This is a genomic window from Larsenimonas rhizosphaerae (genome assembly GCF_023700005.1).
Classification (GTDB): domain Bacteria; phylum Pseudomonadota; class Gammaproteobacteria; order Pseudomonadales; family Halomonadaceae; genus Larsenimonas; species Larsenimonas rhizosphaerae.
In genome coordinates, this window is sequence record NZ_JAMLJK010000005.1 from 91,818 (window position 1) to 113,542 (window position 21,725).

Sequence of the window (21,725 nt, forward strand, 5' to 3'; positions counted from 1 at the left end):
TTTTCAACTCATTGTTACTCACTGCCAGAACACGCCGGAACTCGACATGCAACTTTCTTCACTGACAGCGTTATCCCCCATTGATGGCCGCTACGGCAGCAAGACCAGCGACCTGCGCGAGCATTTCAGCGAATTCGGCCTGATCAAGGCCCGCGTTATCGTCGAAGTCCGCTGGCTTGAGCGGCTGGCTGACCATCCCGGCATCGAGGAACTCGGTGCCCTGTCCGACGATGCCCGTGCGTTTCTGAACCGGCTGATCGCTGACTTCGGTGAACAGGACGCAGCACGCATCAAGGACATCGAGCGAACCACCAATCATGATGTCAAGGCCATTGAATACTACCTGAAGGAAAGGCTTTCACATCATGACGAACTGAACGCCATCAGCGAGTTTGTCCATTTCGCCTGCACCAGTGAAGACATCAACAACCTCTCTCATGGCCTGATGCTGCGTAGCGGCCTGAACGATGTGCTGCTGCCGGCCATGCGGGATGTTGTCGAACAAGTCGTGGCACTGGCGCATCAGCATGCCGACCAGCCGATGCTGTCCAGAACTCACGGCCAGACCGCCAGCCCCACCACCCTTGGCAAGGAAATGGCCAACGTTGCCGCGCGCCTGCGCCGTCAACTGCGCCAGATCGAGTCCACCGAAATACTGGGCAAGATCAACGGCGCCGTGGGCAATTACAATGCCCACCTGGCCACCTATCCGAACGTTGACTGGGCCGACAATGCCCAGACATTTGTCGAATCCCTGGGGCTGACCTTCAACCCCTATACCACCCAGATCGAACCGCACGATTATATTGCCGAGCTGTTTGACAGTGTATGTCGCTTCAATACGATCCTGATCGACTTTGATCGGGACGTATGGGGATACATCTCGCTGGGCTACTTCAAGCAGCGCACGGTCGAAGGCGAGATTGGTTCATCGACCATGCCCCACAAGGTCAACCCGATTGACTTTGAAAACTCCGAAGGCAACCTCGGCCTGGCCAATGCCATTCTGGGCCACCTGGCTCAGAAACTGCCGATTTCCCGCTGGCAGCGTGATCTGACCGATTCCACGGTCCTGCGTAACCTGGGTGTCGGGCTGGCTCATGGGTTGATCGCCTATCAGGCATCAATCAAGGGCATCAGCAAGCTTGAAGCCAACCCTACACGCCTGATGGATGATCTGGATAACAGCTGGGAAGTACTGGCAGAGCCGATCCAGACCGTCATGCGCCGCTACGGAATCGAGAAACCGTACGAGAAGCTCAAGGAACTGACCCGCGGCAAGCGTATTGACCAGGTGGGCTTTGCGGCCTTCATCGATACCCTCGCGCTGCCTGATGCAGTCAAGGCCGACCTCAAGGCCATGTCACCGGCCAGCTATATCGGCAATGCCTCTGCTCAGGCTCGCGCCCTGTAACTTTCGTGCCGGGGCCGTGCCCCGGCCCCGCTCCTCTTTGCAAGACCTCCAAACCATGCCCCATGAACCGAATACTCCGCTGTCCCTGCTGGGCGGTCTGTCTACCGCTGACTTCCTGCGCGATTACTGGCAGAAAAAACCCCTGCTGATCCGGGGAGCCTATCCGGATTTTGACAATCCGCTCAGCGCGGAAGAGCTGGCCGGACTGGCCTGTGAGGAAGGTGTCGAGGCGCGCCTCGTTGAGGAACACGGGCCGGACAAGGTGTGGCAGGTATCGCACGGGCCCTTCGATGAGACGACCTTTGCCAGACTCGGTGAGCAGGACTGGACACTGCTGGTACAGGCCGTTGATCACTATGTGCCTGATGTCGCTGCATTGATGGAGCATTTCAGCTTCATCCCCCGCTGGCGGCTCGATGACATCATGATCAGTTATGCGCCGCCAGGTGGCAACGTGGGGCCCCACGTTGATAACTACGATGTATTCCTGCTTCAGGCCAGCGGACAGCGCCGCTGGCAACTGGGCGGCCTGCAGGACGAAGATGCTCCCCTGATAGAAGGCATAGACCTTCGAATACTCAGGCGCTTTGAAGTAACTCCCGATCAGGACTGGGTACTCGAACCCGGCGACATGCTGTACCTGCCACCCCGGCTGGCTCATCACGGGGTCAGCATGAGCAGCGACTGCATGACCATATCCGTCGGGTTTCGTGCACCGTCTGCCGATGAAATGGTGACCTCGTTTGCCGATTTCCGGGGTGAACAACTTCGGGATGATCAACGCTACAAGGATCCGGACCTGACTCCTCAGCCTCACGAAGGCGAGATCGGGCCGGAAGCCCTGGCGCGCGCCCGAGAGCTGATCCTATCGACGCTGGATAATCCGGCAGCACTGGCCGCCTGGTTTGGCCGCTACATGACCCAGCCTCGCTACCCGGGCCAGCTCGCCGAAGCGGATACTCCCCTCGGCGCTGAAGCGCTGACGGCCTGGCTTGAGGAAGGTGGGGAGCTTGTCAGGGCACTCGGATCACGGTTTGCCTATCACACCGACAGGGGCATCAGCACCCTGTTCATTGATGGTGATGGCCTCTCCTGCACAGAGGAGCTTGCTCGTGCGCTGGCCTCCAGTACACCGATCGATCAAACCCTTCTGACTCTCGACCCTCAGGCAGCAGCGCTGCTGGCCGGTCTTGTCACTCGTGGCTCCCTGCTACTGGAAGATGAATCGGAGGAAGACGATGACTGAGTCTGCCATCACCATTCGTGCAGGTGAGTGGGACACCCTGTCCCAATGGTGCCGCCCCCTGCGTGAACTGGTCTTCATCAATGAGCAGGGCATTACACGCGAAGAAGAGTGGGATGGTCTGGACCGACGTGCCCTGCACTTTGTCCTGTTTGCTGATAATCAGGCCGTCGGCACGGCCAGACTCCTGCCGGATGGCCATGTAGGTCGAGTGGCCATCCATCCCGAATGGCGAGGCAAGGGGCTGGGCCAGGACCTGCTTCGTCAGGTATTGCTGGAGGCCCATCATCAGGGCCATACTCATCTGATGCTTTCTGCCCAGCTGCACGCCCTGTCGTTTTATGAACAACTGGGGTTTACCGCACAGGGTGAACCCTATACGGAAGCGGGTATTCCCCATCGCGACATGAGTTGTGCGCTGGACTGACCGAATCCATCATCCGGAACCTTTTGAAACATTCAAACTCAAAGCTCCAGGTTTTAGAACAGTGTTTCAATCAAATAATGCCGGTTGATGGCATGATGCAGGAGTCACCATGAAACAGATTTCCTATACCGCTCTCGCGCTGGCCGGTGTTCTGTCACTGGCGGGCTGTGCCAACAGTGACATCTATTCGGGCGACGTCTACAGCGGCAATCAGGCCAAGACAGCCCGCAATGTCAGCTACGGCAACGTTACCGGTGTGCGCCCGGTAACCATTCAGTCAGGCAACGAAAATGATACCGGCATCGGTGGCATCGGTGGTGCACTGATCGGTGGTCTGCTGGGCAGCCAGTTCGGAGGTGGCAGCGGCCGTCTTCTAACCTCTGCAGCAGGCGCAGTAGGAGGTGCGGTCGCCGGCTCCAGGGTGGAACAGTCGGTCAACAGGGTCAGCGCCTACGAAATTCAGGTGCAGCGTGATGATGGCCAACAGGTTGTGGTAGTACAAAAGGCCGATCACCCCTATAACGTGGGTGATCGTGTGAGATTGATCGGAGCCGGCAATGATCTTGCCGTGACGCCGGCCAATTAAGCTGTTACACCGGCAGAACGCGGGTGAGACGTAGCGAAGTCCAGAGTATGATCTATAGTTCTGCTTAGCTGGCTAATCAAACACCACTTGCAGATATCAAGGACATCTCATGCGCTTACCCGCACTTGCTCTGGCCCTGACGGCCTTCTCACCCGCAGCCCTTGCGAGCGGCACCGTGAGCCTGAAGCTGGACAACGATATTTTTACTGGTGATGGCGATGGCCATTATACCAATGGTCTGGAAGCACAGTGGACCTTTTCACCGGGCCAGGATCACTGGACCAGAGACCTTTCCAGCGCGCTTCCCCTATGGTCCAGAGGCACCCTGGCAGCCGTCAGCTACCATCTGGGCCAGCAGATCTACACACCTGAAAATACGGATGCTCATGATCCGGTCAAAGATGATCGACCCTATGCAGGTTATCTGTATGGCGGAGTGTCACTGTTCCAGGATGCGCAGCAGCATAAGCTAAGAATTGCGGATACCCTTTATATCGAGGCCGGCATTGTAGGTCCGGCCGCCGGTGGCAAGACCGTGCAGAACAATTTTCACCATCTGATCGACAGTGACAGGGCAAATGGCTGGCATAACCAGCTTCATAATGAACCCACACTGACCGTTGGCTGGAACCGGGCCTGGTGGGTACAGGATACCCTTGGCAGCCTTGCTCTGGAGTACGGCCCGAATGCCGGTTTCGCGCTGGGCAATCTCCATGATTACGCTGAAACCGGGATGATGGTTCGCATCGGCCAGCACCTGAACGATTTCCACGGCATACCTGCAGTAGCCCCCGGCCGCAGTACTCGCACCCTCTTCACTCCCTCCCGGGCAAATGGATGGTATGTCTTTACGGGCATTACCGGTCGCTACATGGCCCATAATCTACTGCTGGACGGCAATACCTTTGAAAACAGTCCGGAAGTGGATCGACGTCCCTGGGTAGGTGATCTCGTGGCTGGTGTGGCATTCAGCGTCAGTCGCTGGAATCTGGCTTTTACCAGTGTCTGGCGAACACATGAATTCGAACAGCAGCATCGAAGCGACCGCTTTGGTTCTGTCATATTGTCTACCAGTCTTTAATCGCCCTCTTCAACGTATGAAAAGTACAACCATGGCCTGAACAATCAACCACCAGACTGATTACATCAGGTTTCAATAATCGTACTATCGACACCAAATCCTGACTGATTTCTTTACATGAAAAATTTTACTGCGCCTTCATGGGCGCCACTGTTACAACGCCACCACATCAATACCTTCGACGCCCTGTGGAATCTTGATCTCGAGCCCGTTGACGTGCCCAACCTGGAGCGTGGTGGCCATTCTGAAGTCAGCCTGTTGACACTTGAAGATCAACGATTTTTTGTCAAACGGCAGACCAATCACCTCGGACGTAGCCTGCAACGTCCCTTTGGTGAACCTACCTTTGCGCGTGAATTTCGAAATATTCAACGCTTTGAAGCACTGAATATCCCCGCCCTTGAAGCGGCCTGGTTTGGAGAACGTCGATCACAGGGGACATGGTGCTCGATTCTGGTAACGCCTGCCCTGGAAGGGTACAGCGACCTGATTGCCTGGCATGCCCGCTGGAATCAACTGTCTGAACATGAACAAGTGAGTGTTATCGAAGCCAGTGCACGCCTGCTGGCAACACTTCACGACACCGGCTGGATGCACGGCAGCCTGTATGCCAAGCACGTTTTCCTCAAGTCACAACCAGGCCACTGGGAAGCACGACTGATAGATCTTGAAAAATCACGTCCGCTGCTCCGCAGGACAGCCGAGCGGCTGAGGGACCTGGATGTGTTCACGCGCCGCCTGACCACCTGGCAGCCCGAAGACTGGACGACCTTTTTTACCGCTTATGCCGGCACCGTAGAGTCAGGCAGATTCTGGCAGGAGAAGCTGAATAAGCGATTGAAGCGAAAAGGAAAATCATAGCACTTCCGTCTGATAGTCTTTAGCAATCGCCATAATAGTCAAAAGTAAAAAAAAATAGAGTGACAAATCGAACAGTGTTTCTTATAGTGTCTTCATCGTTTAGAAACACCGTTCGCAAATAGACGAACACTGACAGGCTTTCAAGGGAGTACACATCATGAAACTCGCTAAACTGATTTCCGCTACCGTTATTGTCGGCGCTTCTGCAATGGCCGCTCAGTCTGCACTGGCTTATGGCGCAGGTGATGTCTTTGTTCGCGGTGATGTTTCCAAGACCGACTCCGCAGCCAGCGGCAAGTACGATGATGATACCGGCTGGACTGGCGGTATCGGCTACATGGCTACTGACAAGCTGGGTGTCGAGCTGAATACCAGCGATCGCACCAAGTTTGAAAATGAAAATACCGGTGCCAGCTTCAAGGCGCGTCCCTACAGCCTGCTGGCTCAGTACTACCCGCTGGGTGGCACGGATGCCAAGGTACAGCCTTATGTAGGCGGTGGCATGACCTACGTTCGCTTCAATGGCGAAAACAGCAACCAGCAAAGCATCGACAGCTCTGCATGGGGCTGGACTGGCCAGGCCGGTGTTGACCTGAACGTCACCAACAACTGGGCACTCAATGGATTCGCTCAGTACACGGATGTAAGCGCTCAGCAGAGCGGCGACAGCGGTCACCTCGACCTGAATCCGCTGACTGTCGGCGGTGGTGTGACTTACCGCTTCTGATCGTCGATTGCCATGTCGACTCAAGGCCGCCCTCGGGCGGCCTTTTCAATGCCTGTAATTCCTGGTAAAAAACTCAGGTATTTAAATCTAATCTAATTAAGATTAATGTGTGACAACTTGTCTCACGACAGACGTTTATCCCGCCGTTAAGGTGTCGCTACGAACAGTGTTCGCAAAAAAACCAAAGCGATACATCCTACAAGGGACAAACGTCATGAAAACCGGTCATCTCCTCCCGGCACTGATCATTGCAGCTGGCACCCTCCCCCTTTCCCAATCGGCACTGGCGTCCTATGGCCAGGGCGATTTCTTCACCCGAATCGGCGTGGCCAAGGTATCTCCCAAAAGTGACAACGCCAATGTAGGCGGTGCTGACCTCGACGTTGACGACTCCTCCGGTTTCGCCATGACCCTGGGGTATCGTTTTCTGGACAACTGGGGCGTCGAACTGTTGGCCGCACAGCGCTTCAAACACGATATCAACCTGGACGGTGACAAGGCAGGATCAACCAAACATCTCCCGCCGACGCTGACACTGCAATACTATCCGCTGGGTGGCACTGATGCGCGAGTCCAGCCTTACGTAGGTGGCGGCGTCAACTACACTCGCTTCAGCAGCGAAAAGCTGGACAGCGGTGCCAGTCTCGACATGGATGACTCCTGGGGATGGGCGGCCCAGGCCGGGGTAGATCTGCTGATAAACGACCACTGGGCAGTTAACGCAGCAGCCTGGTATCTTGACATTGACTCCGACGCGACAATCGGCGGAGCCACCAAAACGACAGTACATATCGATCCCATTGTCGTCATGGGCGGTATCAGCTACCGCTTCTGAGTCTTTTCTGCAAAATAAAGGGCAGGCACATCGGTGCCTGCTTTTTTGTCAGCGCAGCAGTGATCTGGGATAATCCGCGTCCCCCGTGTTTGACACGCCTTCGCTGATTACCAGTACAGATACTCATGCCTTCTACTCCCCGATTAACCCTGACCAACGCCCTCGCCCTGGGCCTCATGACCTTTGCGCTGTTTCTGGGCGCCGGCAATCTTGTCTTCCCCCCTCAGGTCGGTCAGCAGGCCGGTACCGATGTCTGGCCGGCTGCCCTGGGCTTTTTAACCACCGGAGTAGGTCTGCCGGTACTCGGCATCGTGGCTGTCGCCGTGTCAGGTGGTGGGCTTGACCGCATTCTTTCACCGCTGCCACGCTGGGCAGCCACGCTGTTCGGACTGGCCATCTATCTGAGCATCGGGCCCATGTTTGCTATGCCGCGTACAGCTACCGTGTCATGGAGCATGGGTGCAGAACCCTTTTTCGGTCAGGCATCGTCGCTGGATCAGACCCTGTACATCATCGGCTTTTTCAGTATTGCCGTTACGCTGTCCCTGATGCCCGGCAGGCTGGTCGATGTAGTTGGCAAGTGGATTACACCACTGCTGATCATTCTGCTGGTGATTCTGGCCGGTGCCACCGTTCTCTTTCCTCAGGGCCCTTTGGGTAGCGTATCTCCGCAGTGGCAGGATGCCCCTTTTGCTCAGGGTTTTCAGCACGGCTACATGACCATGGACATGCTGGCGTCAATGGTCTTTGGCATCCTGATTGTCAATGCCATACGCAGCAAGGGCGTGACCGATACGGCCAGCCTGACACGCTACACCCTGCTGGCCGGACTGGTCGCAGGCATCTGCCTGTCGGGCGTATACCTGCCACTGACGTACATGGGAGCAACAAGCCACCTCGTCGCGCCCGGCGCCGGCAGTGGCGAACTGATCCCTGCTTACGTCAATGCCCTGTTCGGCCCAACGGGCAATGTATTACTGGCCGCCGTCATTACACTGGCCTGCCTGACGACGGCCATCGGCCTTCTGACCGCCTGTGGCGAATACTTTCACGGCCTGATGGAACGTGTGTCCTATCGCACCATCGTCATCATCCTTGGTGTACTGGGTGTGGTGGTAGCATTACAGGGGCTTTCCACGCTGATACAGGTTTCTGTACCCGTTCTGAGTGCCCTTTACCCTCTGGCCATCGTAGTGATCCTGCTCAGCCTCGTGCGTCCGTTCCTGCCCCACCCTGGAAGAATGTTCAATGCAGCCTTGCTACTGACCCTGCCCGCCGGGCTGCTGGACGGACTGGCTGCCGCCCATCTTCTGGATGCCTGGCCAGCCCTGAGCACCTTCAAGGAAGCACTGCCGCTGGCCAGGGAACAGGCCGACTGGCTGATGCCGGCACTGGCAGGCATTGGTCTGGGGGCCATTCTTCAGTTTATTCCGTCCCCCGACCGGCGTACTGAAACGGCCTAGGCATCATTCATGATGCCGTCGATACGCTCCAGAGCCTGAATCAGAGGTAGCCGTTTACCTGTCGGATATTCCTTCAGGTAAAGCTCCGCGGCCGGTGCGATGCTTGAAGGTGACGGGAAAGCCGTACCGGCATCAATCAGAGCCTGTAATCGAGCCAGCAGGACGTAACGAAGCCATTGCGGCAAGGACATGGTATCAACGCAAAAAGGCTCACGACTCATGAAGGCCTGGGGCTGGGGCACCTCCTGCTTCCAGACATCAGCGGCCTTCATGGCCGCTTCGAGTTCACGCATCGCCTGCTGCATTGCTTCACTTTGCGACATGAATTACCTCACATTGGGATTTGACTGTGCTGTCCCCGATATCATGCACAATTACCCTGAATGAGCATGTGGATAACACGGGGACAACTTCGTGTAGCCTTGAGCGCATGCCGCTCGCGGCAAACTGATTACTTTTTAACCATCTCGATTGAACATCGAATGTACATTCATGATTTCAGGAGCAGGGACACACCATGTCAGCACCGCCCTTGACGCTATCAGGCATTTTCGAACAGGCCGGTATTTCCCCCCGGCTATATCATCTGGGACGAGAAATAGCACCCTGCTCCCCAGAAGCCTTTCAGGCATTTGAAGACCAGCGATTGCCCTGGCCACTGCCCTGGCAGCAGCGAGCACGGGTCGCTATAACCTTCGCGCCTCCTGGCGACAGTACATCAACCCCTCTGGTCTGGTTTCTGGCCTTTCCACTGGATGAACAGGGCCTTCTGGAGCCCGCCATGCGGGACGGTTTTATCCACCGCCTGCTGGCAACACTTGGTCAACAGCCACTGGATGCACTGGCTCCCGTGGAAGGAGTGGATCCACTCATGAAGGACAATCCGCTGGCCTTTGATCCGCCGCCACTGACCATGGCACTGTTTCATGCCCTGGCTGCACGTGATGCAGGTCAACCGGCCAGTCGTTTTTCCGAAATGGCAGAGAGCTATTTTAACGGGTTGTCGGCGCGTGAGCACGGATCATCGCTTGGCTGGCAGGGCGTGGCTGACATTGTGGCGAGAAAGGATGAGACCCGTGAACGCCAGTGGGCAATGTGTCTTGATGCACTTGATGATCAGGCACTGCAGGCGCTTTGTGCCTGCCTTGAATTCTTCCCGCCAACAACGCCTGAACTGCTTGAAGCCCTGGCCGAACAAAATAGCGTGCGTACCGGAGAAGTAGCGTATAGTTGCGCACGCGCGGGACTGGCGAGCCGGGAAGGCCGTGCATCCCAATGGGCCGATACCCTGCTTGGTCGTGATGCCCTGGCCGATGAAGACCTCGCGATTCTGGCAGTGCGGGGCTGGCATCATCTGGAACATGAAACCAGACTTGCCTCCTTTCTGGAGCACCTCGCGCGCTCGTCTACACTGGATATGTCCAGATGGCTAAAAGAGCTGGCACTGCTGCCAAGACTTCGACTGCCCCTGATCATGATGCTGCGCGACGCCCCGGAAGATTCGGCGCTGGCCCTACGACTATCACCTGTGACCCGACACTGACTCATGACATCACTGCCCTATGAACCTCGTGCCATTATCGGTCGGCGTGAAATAGTCACGCTTCCCGAGCTTGAGCTGACACTGCCATGCAAGGTGGATACCGGTGCACGCACCTCCGCCCTGCATGCCGAGCATATTCATTCCTTTGAGCGTGAAGGCCACTGGTATGTGCGCTTTACCAGCTGGGGCGGTAATGACAACAATATATCGCGCCAGTTCGAGCTGCCGCTGTATGACAGACGCCAGGTCAAAAGCTCGAATGGACACAGCGAAAATCGCTGTGTCATCCGTACCCTGATGAAACTGGGCGAGCTTTCCTATGATATCGAGCTGACACTGGTCAATCGCCAGGAAATGCGTCATCCCATGCTGCTTGGGCGTCGCGCCATGCGCCGGCTACTGGTTGCTCCGGGCGCTTCATTTTTGCACGACACACCCTAGATCACGGACTGGTCGTTACAATTACAAGGACATCTGCCATGCATATCGCTATTTTGTCACGCAACCGTTCACTGTATTCAACACGTCGCCTTGAAGAAGCGGCCAGAGAACGTGGTCACACTGTCAGGGTTATTGATACGCTGCGGTGTTACATGAATATCGCCTCTCACCGCCCCACTATTCATTACAAGGGTGAGGAACTCGAAAAGTTCGATGCCGTTATCCCGCGGATAGGGTCATCGGTCACCTTTTACGGCTGCGCCGTATTGCGCCAGTTTGAAATGATGGGCACCTATGTGCTCAACGACTCCGTATCCATTACCCGCTCGCGCGACAAGCTCCGGTCATTGCAGTTGCTCTCGCGCAAGGGCCTTGGCCTGCCGGTTACCGGGTTTGCACACTCTCCGGATGATATTCCGGACCTGATCAAGATGGTCAAGGGCGCACCGCTGGTTATCAAGTTGCTGGAAGGCACCCAGGGGATTGGCGTGGTACTGGCTGAAACCAATCAGGCAGCAGAAAGCGTCATTCAGGCCTTCATGGGCATGAAAGCCAATATCATGGTTCAGGAATATATCAAGGAAGCCAAGGGCGCGGACCTGCGCTGCTTTGTTGTCGGAGACAAGGTAGTGGCCGCCATGAAACGTCAGGCGGCTGATGGCGAATTTCGTTCCAATCTTCATCGGGGCGGCACGGCAAGCGCCATTCGCATTACCCCCGAGGAGCGCTCGACTGCCATCCGAGCGGCCAAGGCCATGGGCCTGCGTGTAGCCGGTGTGGACCTGCTGCGCGCCAATCATGGCCCGGTCATCATGGAGGTCAACTCGTCACCCGGCCTTCAGGGAATCGAATCCACCACCCAGGCGGATATTGCAGGTTTGATTATTAGCCATATTGAAAAAAACGCGACCGAAAAGCCACGCGTTCCGCCAAAGCCACGTGGCTGAGGTTTGATCCGGGGTCGGGCTCTGGCACACTGACCACAGCATTTCTACTTTAGCGTCACCGGAGGTGACTGCGCATGTTTCTCGATAATCGCCAGGTGGCGATGGACAGCCTGCTCGAAGCGCTGGCTGACAGTCTGGATTACTACCAGGACAATGTTGAACGCCTGCGTGATTCGGTACGCGATGCACTGACGCCCTGGTTCAACCAGCGTACGGCAGACCTCAAGACGCTGCAGACCCAGTGCAAGACTCATCTTGACCTGCTGCCGCGGGATGCCGATGTCGAGCGTGATGATTACATGTGGCTCTGGAGTCGGCTGAAAAGCTTCGTGGGTGATGACAGTCAGGTACTGATCAATGAGCTGCTCGAGCAGGAACGTGTTCTGATGCAGTCCCTATCCACGGCATTTACCCACGATCTGCCGGAAGATATCGATAAAACACTGGAACGCCTCTGGTCTGACTGCAGGTCCCTGATTCGGGAACTGTACCGTCAGCAGAAAAAGGAGAGGGGCCACCGCCCTCCCAAACAACGTCGCGCCGGTAAACGCCAGCGCACGTCTTCAGGAAAGTAACGCGGCCACGCCCTATCCGGCCGTCAATGGCACCGTGGGCCCGAGAAAATGCGGGCGTCGGTGCCAAAGATAGAGATCCCCTACCGTTGCAGCCCGCGCCAGCCATTCCCTGGCGCGCATCTCGACATCCAGCCGTGGGGCGTCGGCATGAGCCACGCAGCCCTGTACATTCATACCCAGCTGGTCGGCAATGAACAGTGCGCGCGGCAAGTGCCAGCTCTGAGTTACCAGCAGTGCCTGATCGACCTTGAACACCTGCTGCGCACGCACCAGGGTGTCGAAGGTACTGAAACCGGCAAAATCCAGCGTCATGGCACTGTCAGGCACTTTCTGCCGATGCAGGTCACGCCACATGTAACGTGGTTCATTGTAATAGCGAGTACGGTTATCACCGGAAAGCAGTAGATGATCAACCAGCCCCAGCCGGTAGAGCTGAGCGGCAGTATTCATGCGAGCATGAAAGTGCGGGTTCGCTCCTCCCCCACGCAGGCCGTAGGATGTTCCGAATACGATGCCTACAGGCACGGGAGGGCAATCAAGAATGTCGGTATGTATCTGGTCGCGTGTGGACAGGATGACCCATGCATTCAGGGCTGCAAGAATGGCCAGCCCTGTCATTAGAGACCAGGCCGTAGCCCGGATAGCCACTGCGGCCAGTTTTTTCATGCCTGCCCCGTTACCGCGAAAATAGGTCCGCTGCTAGAACATGCCCAGTTCAAGCTGAGCAGTTTCGCTCATCATGTCACGAGACCAGGGCGGATCAAAGACCAGCTCGATATTGACCTTGCTGATCTGAGGCGCCCCCAGAATCTTGTGGCGCGCATCCTCGGCAATCACATCTCCCATGCCGCACCCGGGTGCGGTCAGGGTCATCCGAATATTGACCACACGCTCACCGGAAATCAGCGTATCGAGCCGGCACCCATAGACCAGACCAAGCTCCACGATATCCACCGGTATTTCCGGGTCAAAGCAGGTACGAAGCTGCTCCCATATAAAGGCCTCGATCTCGTCATCGGAAGCGTGTTCATCCAGCGTCGGCCGGGGAACGGAGGACAGTCCAAGCGCATCCAGCTGATGCCCTTCGACAAGATACAGGCGACCTTCAAGAGCCACACTGACCGAGCTGCCCATCGCCTGCATGACCTGAACGACAGCATCTTCATTCAGCGTAACCGATTTGCCGAACGGGATCGAAATGGCCTCTACATCACGCTGAAGGGGCATTTGCTGCCCCTTCGTTACTCCTTGAAGCTTGTTCGCCATCATCGACTCCTCAGCGCACCATGGCCAGAACGCGCTCAAGCGCGTCTACAAAGGCATCGACTTCTTCCAGCGTGTTGTACACCCCGAAAGAGGCGCGGCAGGTAGCGTCCAGCCCAAAGCTTCGTAACAGCGGCTGTGCACAGTGGTGGCCGGTACGAATGGCGACACCGAACTGATCAATCAGAAGACCGATATCCTGAGAGTGGGCACCTTCAACAACAAAGGAAATCACTCCGCATTTTTCAGGCGCCTGGCCAATGATGCTCAGCCCGTCAATGGACTGCATGCGCTCTGTTGCATGCGTGAGCAGACGCTGCTCCCAGTCACTGACCAGGTCAAAGTGCAGACTGGTCAACCAGCGAATGGCCCTGTCCAGTGCCACGGCCTCGGCAATGGCCGGCGTTCCCGCCTCGAACTTGTGAGGCGGCGCCGCAAAGGTCGTACCATCATCGAAGCTTACGCGGGAAATCATTTCTCCACCGCCCTGCCAGGGCGGCATGGCATCAAGCAGCTCGTAACGCCCGTAAAGTGCACCAATACCGGTAGGACCATAAATCTTGTGGCCGGAGAACGCGTAAAAATCAACGTCCATTTCGGTCACGTCAACCCGGGCATGTGCCACGGCCTGCGCACCATCCACCAGAATCAATGCACCGTGATCATGCGCGATGTCGGCCATCTCACGGATCGGATTGATCGTACCCAGTGCGTTGGATACATGAGTAACGGCAACGAGGCGTGTGCGCTCGGTAAACAGGGCCTGATAGGCCTGCATATCGAGCACACCGCGCTGGTCAACGGGAATCACCTTTACCGTAATGCCAAGCGAGGTGGCCAGCATCTGCCAGGGCACGATGTTGGAATGATGCTCCATGGCGGAAATCATCACCTCGTCCCCTTCCCGCAGATTGGCACGCCCCCAGGTATTGGCAACCAGGTTAATGGCCTCGGTGGTTCCTCGGGTGAAGATGATTTCCTCAACCCGAGCGGCATTGAGGAACTCACGCACTGTGTCTCGCGCCTGCTCGAATGCCGCAGTCGCCTCGTCAGCCAGGGTATGCAACCCGCGGTGAATATTGGCGTTGTAACGCCGAAAGTAGTCATTCCATGCCTCAAGCACTGGCTCCGGCGTCTGCGTGGTGGCCGCATTGTCCAGATACACCAGGGGTTTGCCGTCATGGAGCTCACGCCCCAGGATCGGAAACTGGGCACGAATCGCATCTACATCCAGCATCAGTGCTGAGTCCATCATCATGCGTCAGCGGCCTCTACAAGATCCTGAAGATTGAAACGGTCCGGCAGCTTCCCGGCAACCGCTCGCTCGATCCGAGTGGCAATGGACGGCAATGTGACACTTTCCATGACCTCGCCGGCAAAGGCCAGCGTCAGCAGACCGCGCGCCATTGCTTCATCAATGCCGCGGGCGCGAAGGGCAAAAATCGCCTTTTCGTCCAGCTGCCCCGTGGTCGTGCCGTGGGAGCACTGCACATCGTCGGCGTAGATCAACAGTTCAGGCTTGGTATCAATCTCGGCCCGGTCGGACAGCAACAGGTTGGCATTGCTTTGATAGCCACGAACCTGCTGTGCATCACGTTTGATATGCACCAGACCATTGAACACACCTCGAGCACGGTCGTCCAGGATGCCCTTGTAGTTCTCGTTGGAGAACGTACGCGGGGCGTTATGGTGGACCTTGGTGTGGTTATCCATATGCTGGCGCCCACGGCCGAAAAAGAGGCCGTAATAATCGCATACGGCATTTTCGTCATTCAGCTCGGCAACAATGTCATTACGGGCAATTGCAGCGCCAAGATTGAGGTTGAACGAACGAAAATGGCTGTCACGGGTCTGCTCGATGTGCAGGCTGCTGATGTGGAATTCGCTGGTCGCTGCTTCCTGCAGGCGGTAATGCACTACCTGTGCGCCCTTGCCAGTAAAGACTTCACTGACCACATTGGTCAGATTGGCTGCCTCACTGTCACCGGTGTAATGCTCGATCACCGTGACCTGGCTCTGACTGGCAGCATCGATCAGTATTCGGGGGTGGCTCATCACCGGCGTTTCGTGGTGACGCGAGACGAACAGCAGATAAACCGGCTTGTCCAGCACCACCCTTCGGCCGATGCGAATCACTGCCCCTTCGCCCATGAACGCTGTATTCAGTGCGGAGAACGGTGAAAAATCCACGTTATTGAGACGGCCCAGCTGCCCCCCCACGGCTTCGTGATTATCAGCCAGCGCCCGAGACAACGGCTCGACCGTGACATCACTGCCCAACGCATCTACATCAGACAATGACGAGTTGAAGATGCCATCCACGAACACAAGACGATACGCGTCGATGCCTATAGAAAACGCGTCGCACTGCTCGGCACTCAGCTCGTTGCTGTCAGCCAGCGTAAAGCTCTGACGCGCAATGGCGGACACATCCGTATATTTCCACTCTTCATCCTTGCGGCCGGGAAACCCCACGGCCTCGAAACGGGCAGCGCCTGCCTGACGCCGCGCGGCTATCCAGCTTGGTTCGGCATCCAGGGGCTGCCGCGCACCGAGCTGGTCCAGAAAGCCCTGCACTTGACTCATGCCACACTCCCTTCGGTCAGCCAGTCGTAGCCGCGCTCTTCAACATCCAGTGCCAGACTCTTGTCACCGCTTTTCACCACGCGGCCGTCCACGAGAACGTGAACTACATCGGGAACGATATGGTCAAGGAGGCGCTGATAGTGAGTCACCATCAGGATGCCACGGTCGGCACCGCGCAATGAGTTGACCCCCTCCGCCACTACTTTCATGGCATCGACGTCCAGCCCGGAGTCGATCTCGTCCAGCAGTGCCAGACGGGGTTGCAGGACCAGCATCTGAAGAATTTCGTTGCGTTTTTTCTCACCGCCGGAAAAGCCTTCATTGACAGCACGCTGCAGAAAGCTGTTATCCATTTTCATGTAGGCCAGCTTTTCACGGATCAGCTTCATGAACTCGGGCGCAGGAATTTCCTCTTCACCACGTGCTTCACGCTGGGCATTGAGTGCTGCTTTCAGCAGATATACATTCTTGACGCCCGGAATCTCGACCGGATACTGAAAGCCCATCAACAGGCCGGCACGGGCCCGTTCCTCGACTTCCATTTCCAGAAGGTCCTTTCCTTCAAATGTAATGCTGCCCTGCGTCACCTCGTAACCGTCATTACCGGCCAGTACCGCAGACAGCGTGGACTTGCCCGCCCCGTTCGGCCCCATGATCGCGTGCACTTCACCCGGATTGATCGTCAGGTTGATGCCTTTCAGGATTATCTTGCCATCTACGCTGGCGTGCAGGTCTTTAATCTCAAGCATGGTCAAACCTCAAAAAATGTACCGTGGCGCCGCCCCGGGCGACGCCTCGCAATAGGGGTAGCGCGCAATCAGCCTACCGAGCCTTCAAGCGTGACGCTCAACAGTGCTTCGGCTTCAACCGCAAACTCCATCGGCAGCTCCTGGAAGACATCCTTGCAGAAGCCATTGACGATCATGCTGACCGCATCTTCTTCATCAATGCCGCGGCTCTTGCAGTAAAACAGCTGGTCTTCACCGATCTTGGAGGTTGTTGCCTCGTGCTCGACCATCGCCTTGCTGTTGCTGATTTCCTGATAGGGGAAGGTATGAGCACCGCACTTGTCCCCGATCAGCAGCGAATCACACTGGGTAAAGTTGCGCGCATTTTCGGCCCGCGGTGAAATCTTGACCAGCCCGCGGTAGGACTGATCACTGCGACCTGCGGCAATACCCTTGGAAACGATGGTGGAGCTGGTGTTCTTGCCGATGTGAATCATCTTGGTGCCGGTATCTGCCTGCTGGCGACCGTTGGTGACCGCTACCGAATAGAACTCACCCTTGCTGCCATCGCCACGCAGCAGACAGGAGGGATATTTCCAGGTAATGGCAGAACCGGTTTCAACCTGCGTCCAGCTGATGCGCGAGCGATCGCCGCGGCAATCACCTCTTTTGGTCACGAAGTTGTAGATACCGCCCTTGCCGTTTTCATCACCCGGATACCAGTTCTGTACCGTGGAGTACTTGATGTAGGCATCTTCCATCGCCACCAGCTCGACAACTGCCGCATGAAGCTGGTTTTCGTCACGCATCGGCGCCGTGCAGCCTTCAAGGTAGGAGACCTGCGCCTGTTTTTCGCAAATGATCAGCGTTCGCTCGAACTGACCGGTATTGGCGGCATTGATACGGAAATAGGTGGAAAGCTCCATCGGGCAGGTAACGCCTTCCGGAATGTAAACGAAGGAGCCATCGGTAAAGACCGCAGCATTCAAGGCCGCAAAATAGTTATCGCCCCGCGGTACGACCGTACCCAGATATTTCTTGATCAGTTCCGGATGTTCGCGGATGGCTTCGGAGATGGAGCAGAAGATCACGCCAGCATCAGCCAGCTTGTCCTTGAAGGTCGTCGCCACGGAGACGGAATCAAAAACGGCATCTACTGCCACGCCGGCCAGGGCTGCGCGCTCGTGCAGGGGAATACCAAGCTTTTCGTAGGTTTCCAGAAGCTTCGGATCCACCTCGTCCAGGCTCTGAGGACGATCCTCGGGACGCTTGGGCGCACTGAAATAGGAAATGGCCTGATAATCAATCGGCGGGTAATCAAGGTGGGCCCAGCTCGGGCTTTCCATCTTCAGCCACTGATGATAAGCCTCAAGCCGCCACTGAAGCATCCAGTCAGGCTCGTTTTTCTTCTGGGAGATGAAGGCAATGGTGTCTTCAGTCAGTCCCGGAGGCGCTGTATCACTTTCGATGTCCGTCACGAACCCTTGGGTATATTCGCGACGAACGAGCTGTTCCATCTCTTCACTAGCCATGGTGCTCTCCCTGGTCGGGCTCTTTTTTATGTCGGCCCGAAGCATGAATCTGTTGCCTAGGCGTCGCTGATGCTCGCCACGGAAACACTTTGAATAGGCAGCATGAGAGGCAGCTTGATTGGCGCAGTCTGCGCCAGATCTGCCAGTGTCACGCTATCGAGAAACTGCCGTATGGCCATCGAGACACGCTGCCAGTTGTCGGCCACGCCACAGGTTGCTGCCAGTTCACAGACACTGCCGTCCTGACTGCACTCCGTCATGGCCACTGGCCCTTCAATGGCACCGATAATCTCGCTGACCGAAATCTGATGGGGCGAGCGCGCCAGACGATAACCGCCCTGGGCACCCCGCCGGGACGTCAGAAGCCCCGCCTGCATCAACATTTTCAGTGTTTTGCTGACGGTAGGCCTCGGTACGCCAACGGCGTCAGACAATTCCGCGGCGGCGTGCGCGCTGTCCGGATAGCGCGCTATCTGCGCCATCACGACCGCTGCGTAATCGCTCATCCTGGATAGTCTCAACATGTACCGTGTTACCTCCCGCCGTATTGAGGACCATTCTAGTCCTCATTGGTTTTGATGTGAAGGTTGAGTGCGTTATCAGCCTGATAGGGTCACGTTAATGGCGTTTCATGGCTTTTAATGAAAATGACAACCATTACCAAACATTTGCAACCGACCCCTTCCCCTGGCCGAAACATAAAAAAAGCGCCCCCTGTCGGGAGCGCTTTAGCCAATCACGATCACTCAGTCATCGAGGAACGGGTTGCGCAGTACGATCGTTTCATTACGATCCGGACCGGTGGAAATGATATCGATGGGCGTCCCCACCTGCTCTTCCAGGAAGGCGATGTAACGGCGTGCATTCTCCGGCAGCTCATCAAGCTTGATGATACCCACCGTCGACTCACTCCAGCCCGGCAGCTCATGATAGACGGGCTCAATGGCGCTATAGCCCTCACTATCTACCAGGTTGTCGATCAGATCGCCATCCTTGGTGCGGTAACCGGTACAGACACGGATGTTTTCAAGACCATCGAGCACGTCCAGTTTGGTCAGGCAGATCCCGGAGACCGAGTTGATCTGGACGGCATGACGCAGCGCCACGGCATCAAACCACCCACAGCGACGCGCACGGCCGGTCGTTGCGCCGAACTCATGCCCCTTCTCTGCCAGGTGACGACCAAATTCGTCAAACAGCTCGGTCGGGAACGGCCCCGAACCTACTCGCGTGGTATAGGCCTTGGTAATACCCAGCACATAATCAAGGTACAACGGACCGACACCGGACCCTGTCGCAGTACCACCTGCGGTGGTATTGGAGCTGGTTACGTACGGATAGGTACCGTGATCGATATCCAGCAATGATCCCTGGGCTCCCTCGAACATGATATTTTCGCCGGCCTTGCGGAAATCATGCACCAGACTTACGGTATCGCAGACCATCGGGCGAAGTTCATCGGCCATGGCCATGGCATGATCCAGCACCTGCTGGAAGTCTACCGGCTCTTCGCCGTGATAATGCTGAAGCACAAAATTGTGGTAATCCAGCACTTCACCCAGCTTGCTGGCGAACCGTTCGCGGTGAAGCATATCGCCAAGGCGCAGGCCACGACGAGCGACCTTGTCCTCGTAGGCGGGACCAATACCACGCCCTGTTGTACCGATCTTGGCAATGCCACGGGCCTTTTCGCGTGCCTGATCAAGCCGCACATGATACGGCAGAATCAGCGGACAGGCCGGAGACAGACGCAGGCGCTCACGTACCGGCACGTCATTGTCTTCCAGCTCCTTGATTTCATCGATCAGTGCTTCAGGTGACAGAACGACACCGTTGCCGATGATACAGGTAACATCCGGACGCAGGATGCCTGAAGGAATCAGGTGAAGGACCGTTTTCTTTCCATCGAGCACCAGGGTATGGCCTGCGTTGTGACCGCCCTGAAAGCGAACCACCGCAGATGCTGATTCGGTCAGCAGATCCACGACCTTGCCCTTGCCTTCGTCACCCCATTGAGTGCCGAGTACTACAACGTTCTTGCCCATGACGTTCATCTCTACCATATCGACTGGTTAAAAAAAAAACGTGCGGCTGACGCCTATCCGTTATTGGCCATAGGACGGACCTGCCACTGTCCGCCATCCACTACCAGCTCGCGATGACACCGGTGTCCGGTCCAGGCATCCTGACCCGGCAGCGCCTGTACAACGCGCTCCCCTTCTGCACGCAGAGCCTGAACGGCCTGCTGAAGGGTCGGGTCATCAAGCGATGGCGCCAGAATGCCATCCACGGGTGGCTCGGAATTTTCGAGCGAAGCCAGAAGCTTGAGATCCATGGAGCATCCGGTCGCGGGCCGTGGCCGACCGAAGGCACCGCCGGTACCGTCATAGCGCCCCCCCTTGGCCAGTGCCTGGCCATATCCCTGCACATAGGCGGCAAACACCATGCTGGTGTGGTACTGGTACCCACGAAGCTCGGCAAGATCAAAGTAAAGCGCCACATTACCGTGACTGGCGACCAGCCGGGAATGAAGTTGCGCCAGGTAATCAAGCGCAGCCATCACCGGCGCCGGGGCACCGGTAAAGAGCTCGCGCGCCTGATCGATGACTTCCGCCCCACCATGCAGCCGCGGCAACGCCTTGAGCATGCCAGCAAGAGATGCGTCATCAACGCCTGCATCAACAAGGCCATCGATATCCTCAAGCGCCTTGCGCTCGATGGCTTCGAACAGCTGATGACGCAGGGAAGCGTCCAGGCCGGCAGCTTCCATCAGAGCGCGATAAATACCGATATGGCCAATGGCCAGATGTATATTGTTCGCCCCGGCGACACTCAGGCTGGTCAGCACCAGTTGAATGATTTCGACATCGGCATCAATGCCTGCATGGCCGAAAAGCTCAAGTCCTACCTGCACCGGGCTGCGACCGCCCTGATGCTCATCAGCCTGAGCACGCAGCACATGGGCGCAGTAACAAAGCCGCACCGGGCCTTCGCGGCGCAGCGAATGGGCGTCCATCCGGGCGACCTGAGGGGTAACGTCAGCGCTGATCCCCATCATGCGACCGGTCATCTGATCGGTCAGCTTGAAGGTCTGCAGGTCCAGATCGGTACCGGTGCCCGTCAACAGGGAATCAAGAAATTCTACCGGCGGGGGGACAACCATGTCGTAGCCCCAGCGGTAATAGGTATCAAGCAGCGTGCGACGGAGCGATTCCATGCGCAGTGCCTGAGGAGGCAGTACTTCATCCATGCCATCAGGAAGAAGCCAGCGGTCAGAGATGGTCATATACCGTGTCCTGCGTAAATCCAGTGCTGCAGCGAAGGTGGTGGCCGGTGGGCCAGTAGCCTGACCCAACGACATCTCCGGGATGTCATCGACGGGTTGTGCACCATCAGGCGCACAAAAAAACCGGGCTGAAAGCCCGGTTTCGTCAAGAGTCTAACATGTTTTACGTCTGGATAAAGACCCCGAT

23 protein-coding genes are annotated in these 21,725 nt (G+C 56.7%); 13 read left to right on the forward strand and 10 right to left on the reverse strand.

Annotated elements, in window-relative coordinates; genetic code table 11:
• Window positions 1–46 precede the first annotated feature (46 nt).
• The 9 genes from purB to brnQ all read left to right on the forward strand — a co-directional run bounded on the left by purB (window position 47) and on the right by brnQ (window position 8,637).
• The gene (purB, locus tag NAT21_RS14480) at window positions 47–1,414 is read left to right on the forward strand and encodes an adenylosuccinate lyase (RefSeq protein WP_250939503.1); all 1,368 of its coding nucleotides are present in this window, start codon (window positions 47–49) and stop codon (window positions 1,412–1,414) included.
• A 55-nt stretch (window positions 1,415–1,469) separates the two neighbouring features.
• Window positions 1,470–2,660 (forward strand): cupin domain-containing protein, encoded by a 1,191-nt coding sequence (locus NAT21_RS14485; RefSeq protein ID WP_250939504.1) that lies wholly within the window; start codon window positions 1,470–1,472, stop codon window positions 2,658–2,660.
• A complete protein-coding gene (locus tag NAT21_RS14490; protein ID WP_250939505.1) occupies window positions 2,653–3,084 on the forward strand; it encodes a GNAT family N-acetyltransferase in 432 nt (143 codons plus the stop codon). The genes NAT21_RS14485 and NAT21_RS14490 overlap by 8 nt, the downstream gene beginning before the upstream one ends.
• Before the next feature lie 109 nt (window positions 3,085–3,193).
• Window positions 3,194–3,670, forward strand: coding sequence for an outer membrane lipoprotein (locus NAT21_RS14495; protein WP_250939506.1), 477 nt, complete (start codon window positions 3,194–3,196; stop codon window positions 3,668–3,670).
• Between the two features lie 109 nt (window positions 3,671–3,779).
• Entirely contained in the window at window positions 3,780–4,751 is a 972-nt protein-coding gene (locus NAT21_RS14500) for a lipid A deacylase LpxR family protein (RefSeq protein ID WP_250939507.1), read from the forward strand.
• A gap of 117 nt (window positions 4,752–4,868) precedes the next feature.
• A complete protein-coding gene (locus NAT21_RS14505; RefSeq protein WP_250939508.1) occupies window positions 4,869–5,612 on the forward strand; it encodes a lipopolysaccharide kinase InaA family protein in 744 nt (247 codons plus the stop codon).
• A 157-nt stretch (window positions 5,613–5,769) separates the two neighbouring features.
• Window positions 5,770–6,339 (forward strand): OmpW/AlkL family protein, encoded by a 570-nt coding sequence (locus NAT21_RS14510; protein WP_250939509.1) that lies wholly within the window; start codon window positions 5,770–5,772, stop codon window positions 6,337–6,339.
• 214 nt (window positions 6,340–6,553) lie between these two features.
• Window positions 6,554–7,174, forward strand: a complete 621-nt coding sequence (locus NAT21_RS14515) for an OmpW/AlkL family protein (RefSeq protein WP_250939510.1) — start codon at window positions 6,554–6,556, stop codon at window positions 7,172–7,174.
• Window positions 7,175–7,299: 125 nt separating this feature from the next.
• Entirely contained in the window at window positions 7,300–8,637 is a 1,338-nt protein-coding gene (brnQ, locus tag NAT21_RS14520; protein WP_250939511.1) for a branched-chain amino acid transport system II carrier protein, read from the forward strand.
• On the opposite strand, the gene NAT21_RS14525 is transcribed toward brnQ, so the two are convergent.
• Window positions 8,634–8,960, reverse strand: coding sequence for a YqcC family protein (locus NAT21_RS14525; RefSeq protein ID WP_250939512.1), 327 nt, complete (start codon window positions 8,958–8,960; stop codon window positions 8,634–8,636). The two genes, brnQ and NAT21_RS14525, sit on opposite strands and share 4 nt — an antisense overlap.
• Before the next feature lie 194 nt (window positions 8,961–9,154).
• Between NAT21_RS14525 and NAT21_RS14530 the strand changes: the two genes are divergently transcribed.
• The 4 genes from NAT21_RS14530 (at window position 9,155) to NAT21_RS14545 (ending at window position 12,143) form a co-directional block, all read left to right on the forward strand.
• Window positions 9,155–10,180, forward strand: coding sequence for a DUF3549 family protein (locus NAT21_RS14530; protein WP_250939513.1), 1,026 nt, complete (start codon window positions 9,155–9,157; stop codon window positions 10,178–10,180).
• 3 nt (window positions 10,181–10,183) lie between these two features.
• The gene (locus tag NAT21_RS14535; protein WP_250939514.1) at window positions 10,184–10,621 is read left to right on the forward strand and encodes an ATP-dependent zinc protease family protein; all 438 of its coding nucleotides are present in this window, start codon (window positions 10,184–10,186) and stop codon (window positions 10,619–10,621) included.
• Between the two features lie 38 nt (window positions 10,622–10,659).
• Complete coding sequence (rimK, locus tag NAT21_RS14540) at window positions 10,660–11,568, forward strand: 30S ribosomal protein S6--L-glutamate ligase (protein WP_250939515.1); 909 nt, start codon at window positions 10,660–10,662, stop codon at window positions 11,566–11,568.
• A 74-nt stretch (window positions 11,569–11,642) separates the two neighbouring features.
• A complete protein-coding gene (locus NAT21_RS14545) occupies window positions 11,643–12,143 on the forward strand; it encodes a hypothetical protein (protein WP_250939516.1) in 501 nt (166 codons plus the stop codon).
• Window positions 12,144–12,155: 12 nt separating this feature from the next.
• Here NAT21_RS14545 and NAT21_RS14550 read toward each other — a convergent pair whose 3' ends face one another.
• The 9 genes from NAT21_RS14550 to NAT21_RS14590 form a co-directional block, all read right to left on the reverse strand.
• Window positions 12,156–12,809 (reverse strand): SanA/YdcF family protein, encoded by a 654-nt coding sequence (locus NAT21_RS14550; RefSeq protein ID WP_250939517.1) that lies wholly within the window; start codon window positions 12,807–12,809, stop codon window positions 12,156–12,158.
• A 33-nt stretch (window positions 12,810–12,842) separates the two neighbouring features.
• Complete coding sequence (sufT, locus tag NAT21_RS14555) at window positions 12,843–13,409, reverse strand: putative Fe-S cluster assembly protein SufT (RefSeq protein WP_407658250.1); 567 nt, start codon at window positions 13,407–13,409, stop codon at window positions 12,843–12,845.
• Window positions 13,410–13,419: 10 nt separating this feature from the next.
• Window positions 13,420–14,664 (reverse strand): aminotransferase class V-fold PLP-dependent enzyme, encoded by a 1,245-nt coding sequence (locus tag NAT21_RS14560; RefSeq protein ID WP_407658251.1) that lies wholly within the window; start codon window positions 14,662–14,664, stop codon window positions 13,420–13,422.
• The gene (gene sufD, locus NAT21_RS14565; RefSeq protein WP_250939519.1) at window positions 14,661–15,992 is read right to left on the reverse strand and encodes a Fe-S cluster assembly protein SufD; all 1,332 of its coding nucleotides are present in this window, start codon (window positions 15,990–15,992) and stop codon (window positions 14,661–14,663) included. The genes NAT21_RS14560 and sufD overlap by 4 nt, the downstream gene beginning before the upstream one ends.
• Window positions 15,989–16,741, reverse strand: a complete 753-nt coding sequence (gene sufC, locus NAT21_RS14570; RefSeq protein WP_250939521.1) for a Fe-S cluster assembly ATPase SufC — start codon at window positions 16,739–16,741, stop codon at window positions 15,989–15,991. The genes sufD and sufC overlap by 4 nt, the downstream gene beginning before the upstream one ends.
• A gap of 68 nt (window positions 16,742–16,809) precedes the next feature.
• A complete protein-coding gene (sufB, locus tag NAT21_RS14575; protein WP_250939523.1) occupies window positions 16,810–18,252 on the reverse strand; it encodes a Fe-S cluster assembly protein SufB in 1,443 nt (480 codons plus the stop codon).
• A 56-nt stretch (window positions 18,253–18,308) separates the two neighbouring features.
• Complete coding sequence (locus tag NAT21_RS14580) at window positions 18,309–18,776, reverse strand: SUF system Fe-S cluster assembly regulator (RefSeq protein WP_250939525.1); 468 nt, start codon at window positions 18,774–18,776, stop codon at window positions 18,309–18,311.
• A gap of 222 nt (window positions 18,777–18,998) precedes the next feature.
• Window positions 18,999–20,297, reverse strand: coding sequence for an adenylosuccinate synthase (locus NAT21_RS14585; RefSeq protein WP_250939527.1), 1,299 nt, complete (start codon window positions 20,295–20,297; stop codon window positions 18,999–19,001).
• A 53-nt stretch (window positions 20,298–20,350) separates the two neighbouring features.
• The gene (locus NAT21_RS14590; protein WP_250939529.1) at window positions 20,351–21,538 is read right to left on the reverse strand and encodes an ATP phosphoribosyltransferase regulatory subunit; all 1,188 of its coding nucleotides are present in this window, start codon (window positions 21,536–21,538) and stop codon (window positions 20,351–20,353) included.
• Window positions 21,539–21,725: the final 187 nt, after the last annotated feature.

Coding starts and splice junctions, on each gene's coding strand:
- purB (WP_250939503.1), top strand. CDS start 47: ATGCAACTTTCTTCACTGACAGCGTTATCCCCCATTGATGGCCGCTAC.
- NAT21_RS14485 (WP_250939504.1), top strand. CDS start 1,470: ATGCCCCATGAACCGAATACTCCGCTGTCCCTGCTGGGCGGTCTGTCT.
- NAT21_RS14490 (WP_250939505.1), top strand. CDS start 2,653: ATGACTGAGTCTGCCATCACCATTCGTGCAGGTGAGTGGGACACCCTG.
- NAT21_RS14495 (WP_250939506.1), top strand. CDS start 3,194: ATGAAACAGATTTCCTATACCGCTCTCGCGCTGGCCGGTGTTCTGTCA.
- NAT21_RS14500 (WP_250939507.1), top strand. CDS start 3,780: ATGCGCTTACCCGCACTTGCTCTGGCCCTGACGGCCTTCTCACCCGCA.
- NAT21_RS14505 (WP_250939508.1), top strand. CDS start 4,869: ATGAAAAATTTTACTGCGCCTTCATGGGCGCCACTGTTACAACGCCAC.
- NAT21_RS14510 (WP_250939509.1), top strand. CDS start 5,770: ATGAAACTCGCTAAACTGATTTCCGCTACCGTTATTGTCGGCGCTTCT.
- NAT21_RS14515 (WP_250939510.1), top strand. CDS start 6,554: ATGAAAACCGGTCATCTCCTCCCGGCACTGATCATTGCAGCTGGCACC.
- brnQ (WP_250939511.1), top strand. CDS start 7,300: ATGCCTTCTACTCCCCGATTAACCCTGACCAACGCCCTCGCCCTGGGC.
- NAT21_RS14525 (WP_250939512.1), bottom strand. CDS start 8,960: ATGTCGCAAAGTGAAGCAATGCAGCAGGCGATGCGTGAACTCGAAGCG.
- NAT21_RS14530 (WP_250939513.1), top strand. CDS start 9,155: ATGTCAGCACCGCCCTTGACGCTATCAGGCATTTTCGAACAGGCCGGT.
- NAT21_RS14535 (WP_250939514.1), top strand. CDS start 10,184: ATGACATCACTGCCCTATGAACCTCGTGCCATTATCGGTCGGCGTGAA.
- rimK (WP_250939515.1), top strand. CDS start 10,660: ATGCATATCGCTATTTTGTCACGCAACCGTTCACTGTATTCAACACGT.
- NAT21_RS14545 (WP_250939516.1), top strand. CDS start 11,643: ATGTTTCTCGATAATCGCCAGGTGGCGATGGACAGCCTGCTCGAAGCG.
- NAT21_RS14550 (WP_250939517.1), bottom strand. CDS start 12,809: ATGAAAAAACTGGCCGCAGTGGCTATCCGGGCTACGGCCTGGTCTCTA.
- sufT (WP_407658250.1), bottom strand. CDS start 13,409: ATGGCGAACAAGCTTCAAGGAGTAACGAAGGGGCAGCAAATGCCCCTT.
- NAT21_RS14560 (WP_407658251.1), bottom strand. CDS start 14,664: ATGATGATGGACTCAGCACTGATGCTGGATGTAGATGCGATTCGTGCC.
- sufD (WP_250939519.1), bottom strand. CDS start 15,992: ATGAGTCAAGTGCAGGGCTTTCTGGACCAGCTCGGTGCGCGGCAGCCC.
- sufC (WP_250939521.1), bottom strand. CDS start 16,741: ATGCTTGAGATTAAAGACCTGCACGCCAGCGTAGATGGCAAGATAATC.
- sufB (WP_250939523.1), bottom strand. CDS start 18,252: ATGGCTAGTGAAGAGATGGAACAGCTCGTTCGTCGCGAATATACCCAA.
- NAT21_RS14580 (WP_250939525.1), bottom strand. CDS start 18,776: ATGTTGAGACTATCCAGGATGAGCGATTACGCAGCGGTCGTGATGGCG.
- NAT21_RS14585 (WP_250939527.1), bottom strand. CDS start 20,297: ATGGGCAAGAACGTTGTAGTACTCGGCACTCAATGGGGTGACGAAGGC.
- NAT21_RS14590 (WP_250939529.1), bottom strand. CDS start 21,538: ATGACCATCTCTGACCGCTGGCTTCTTCCTGATGGCATGGATGAAGTA.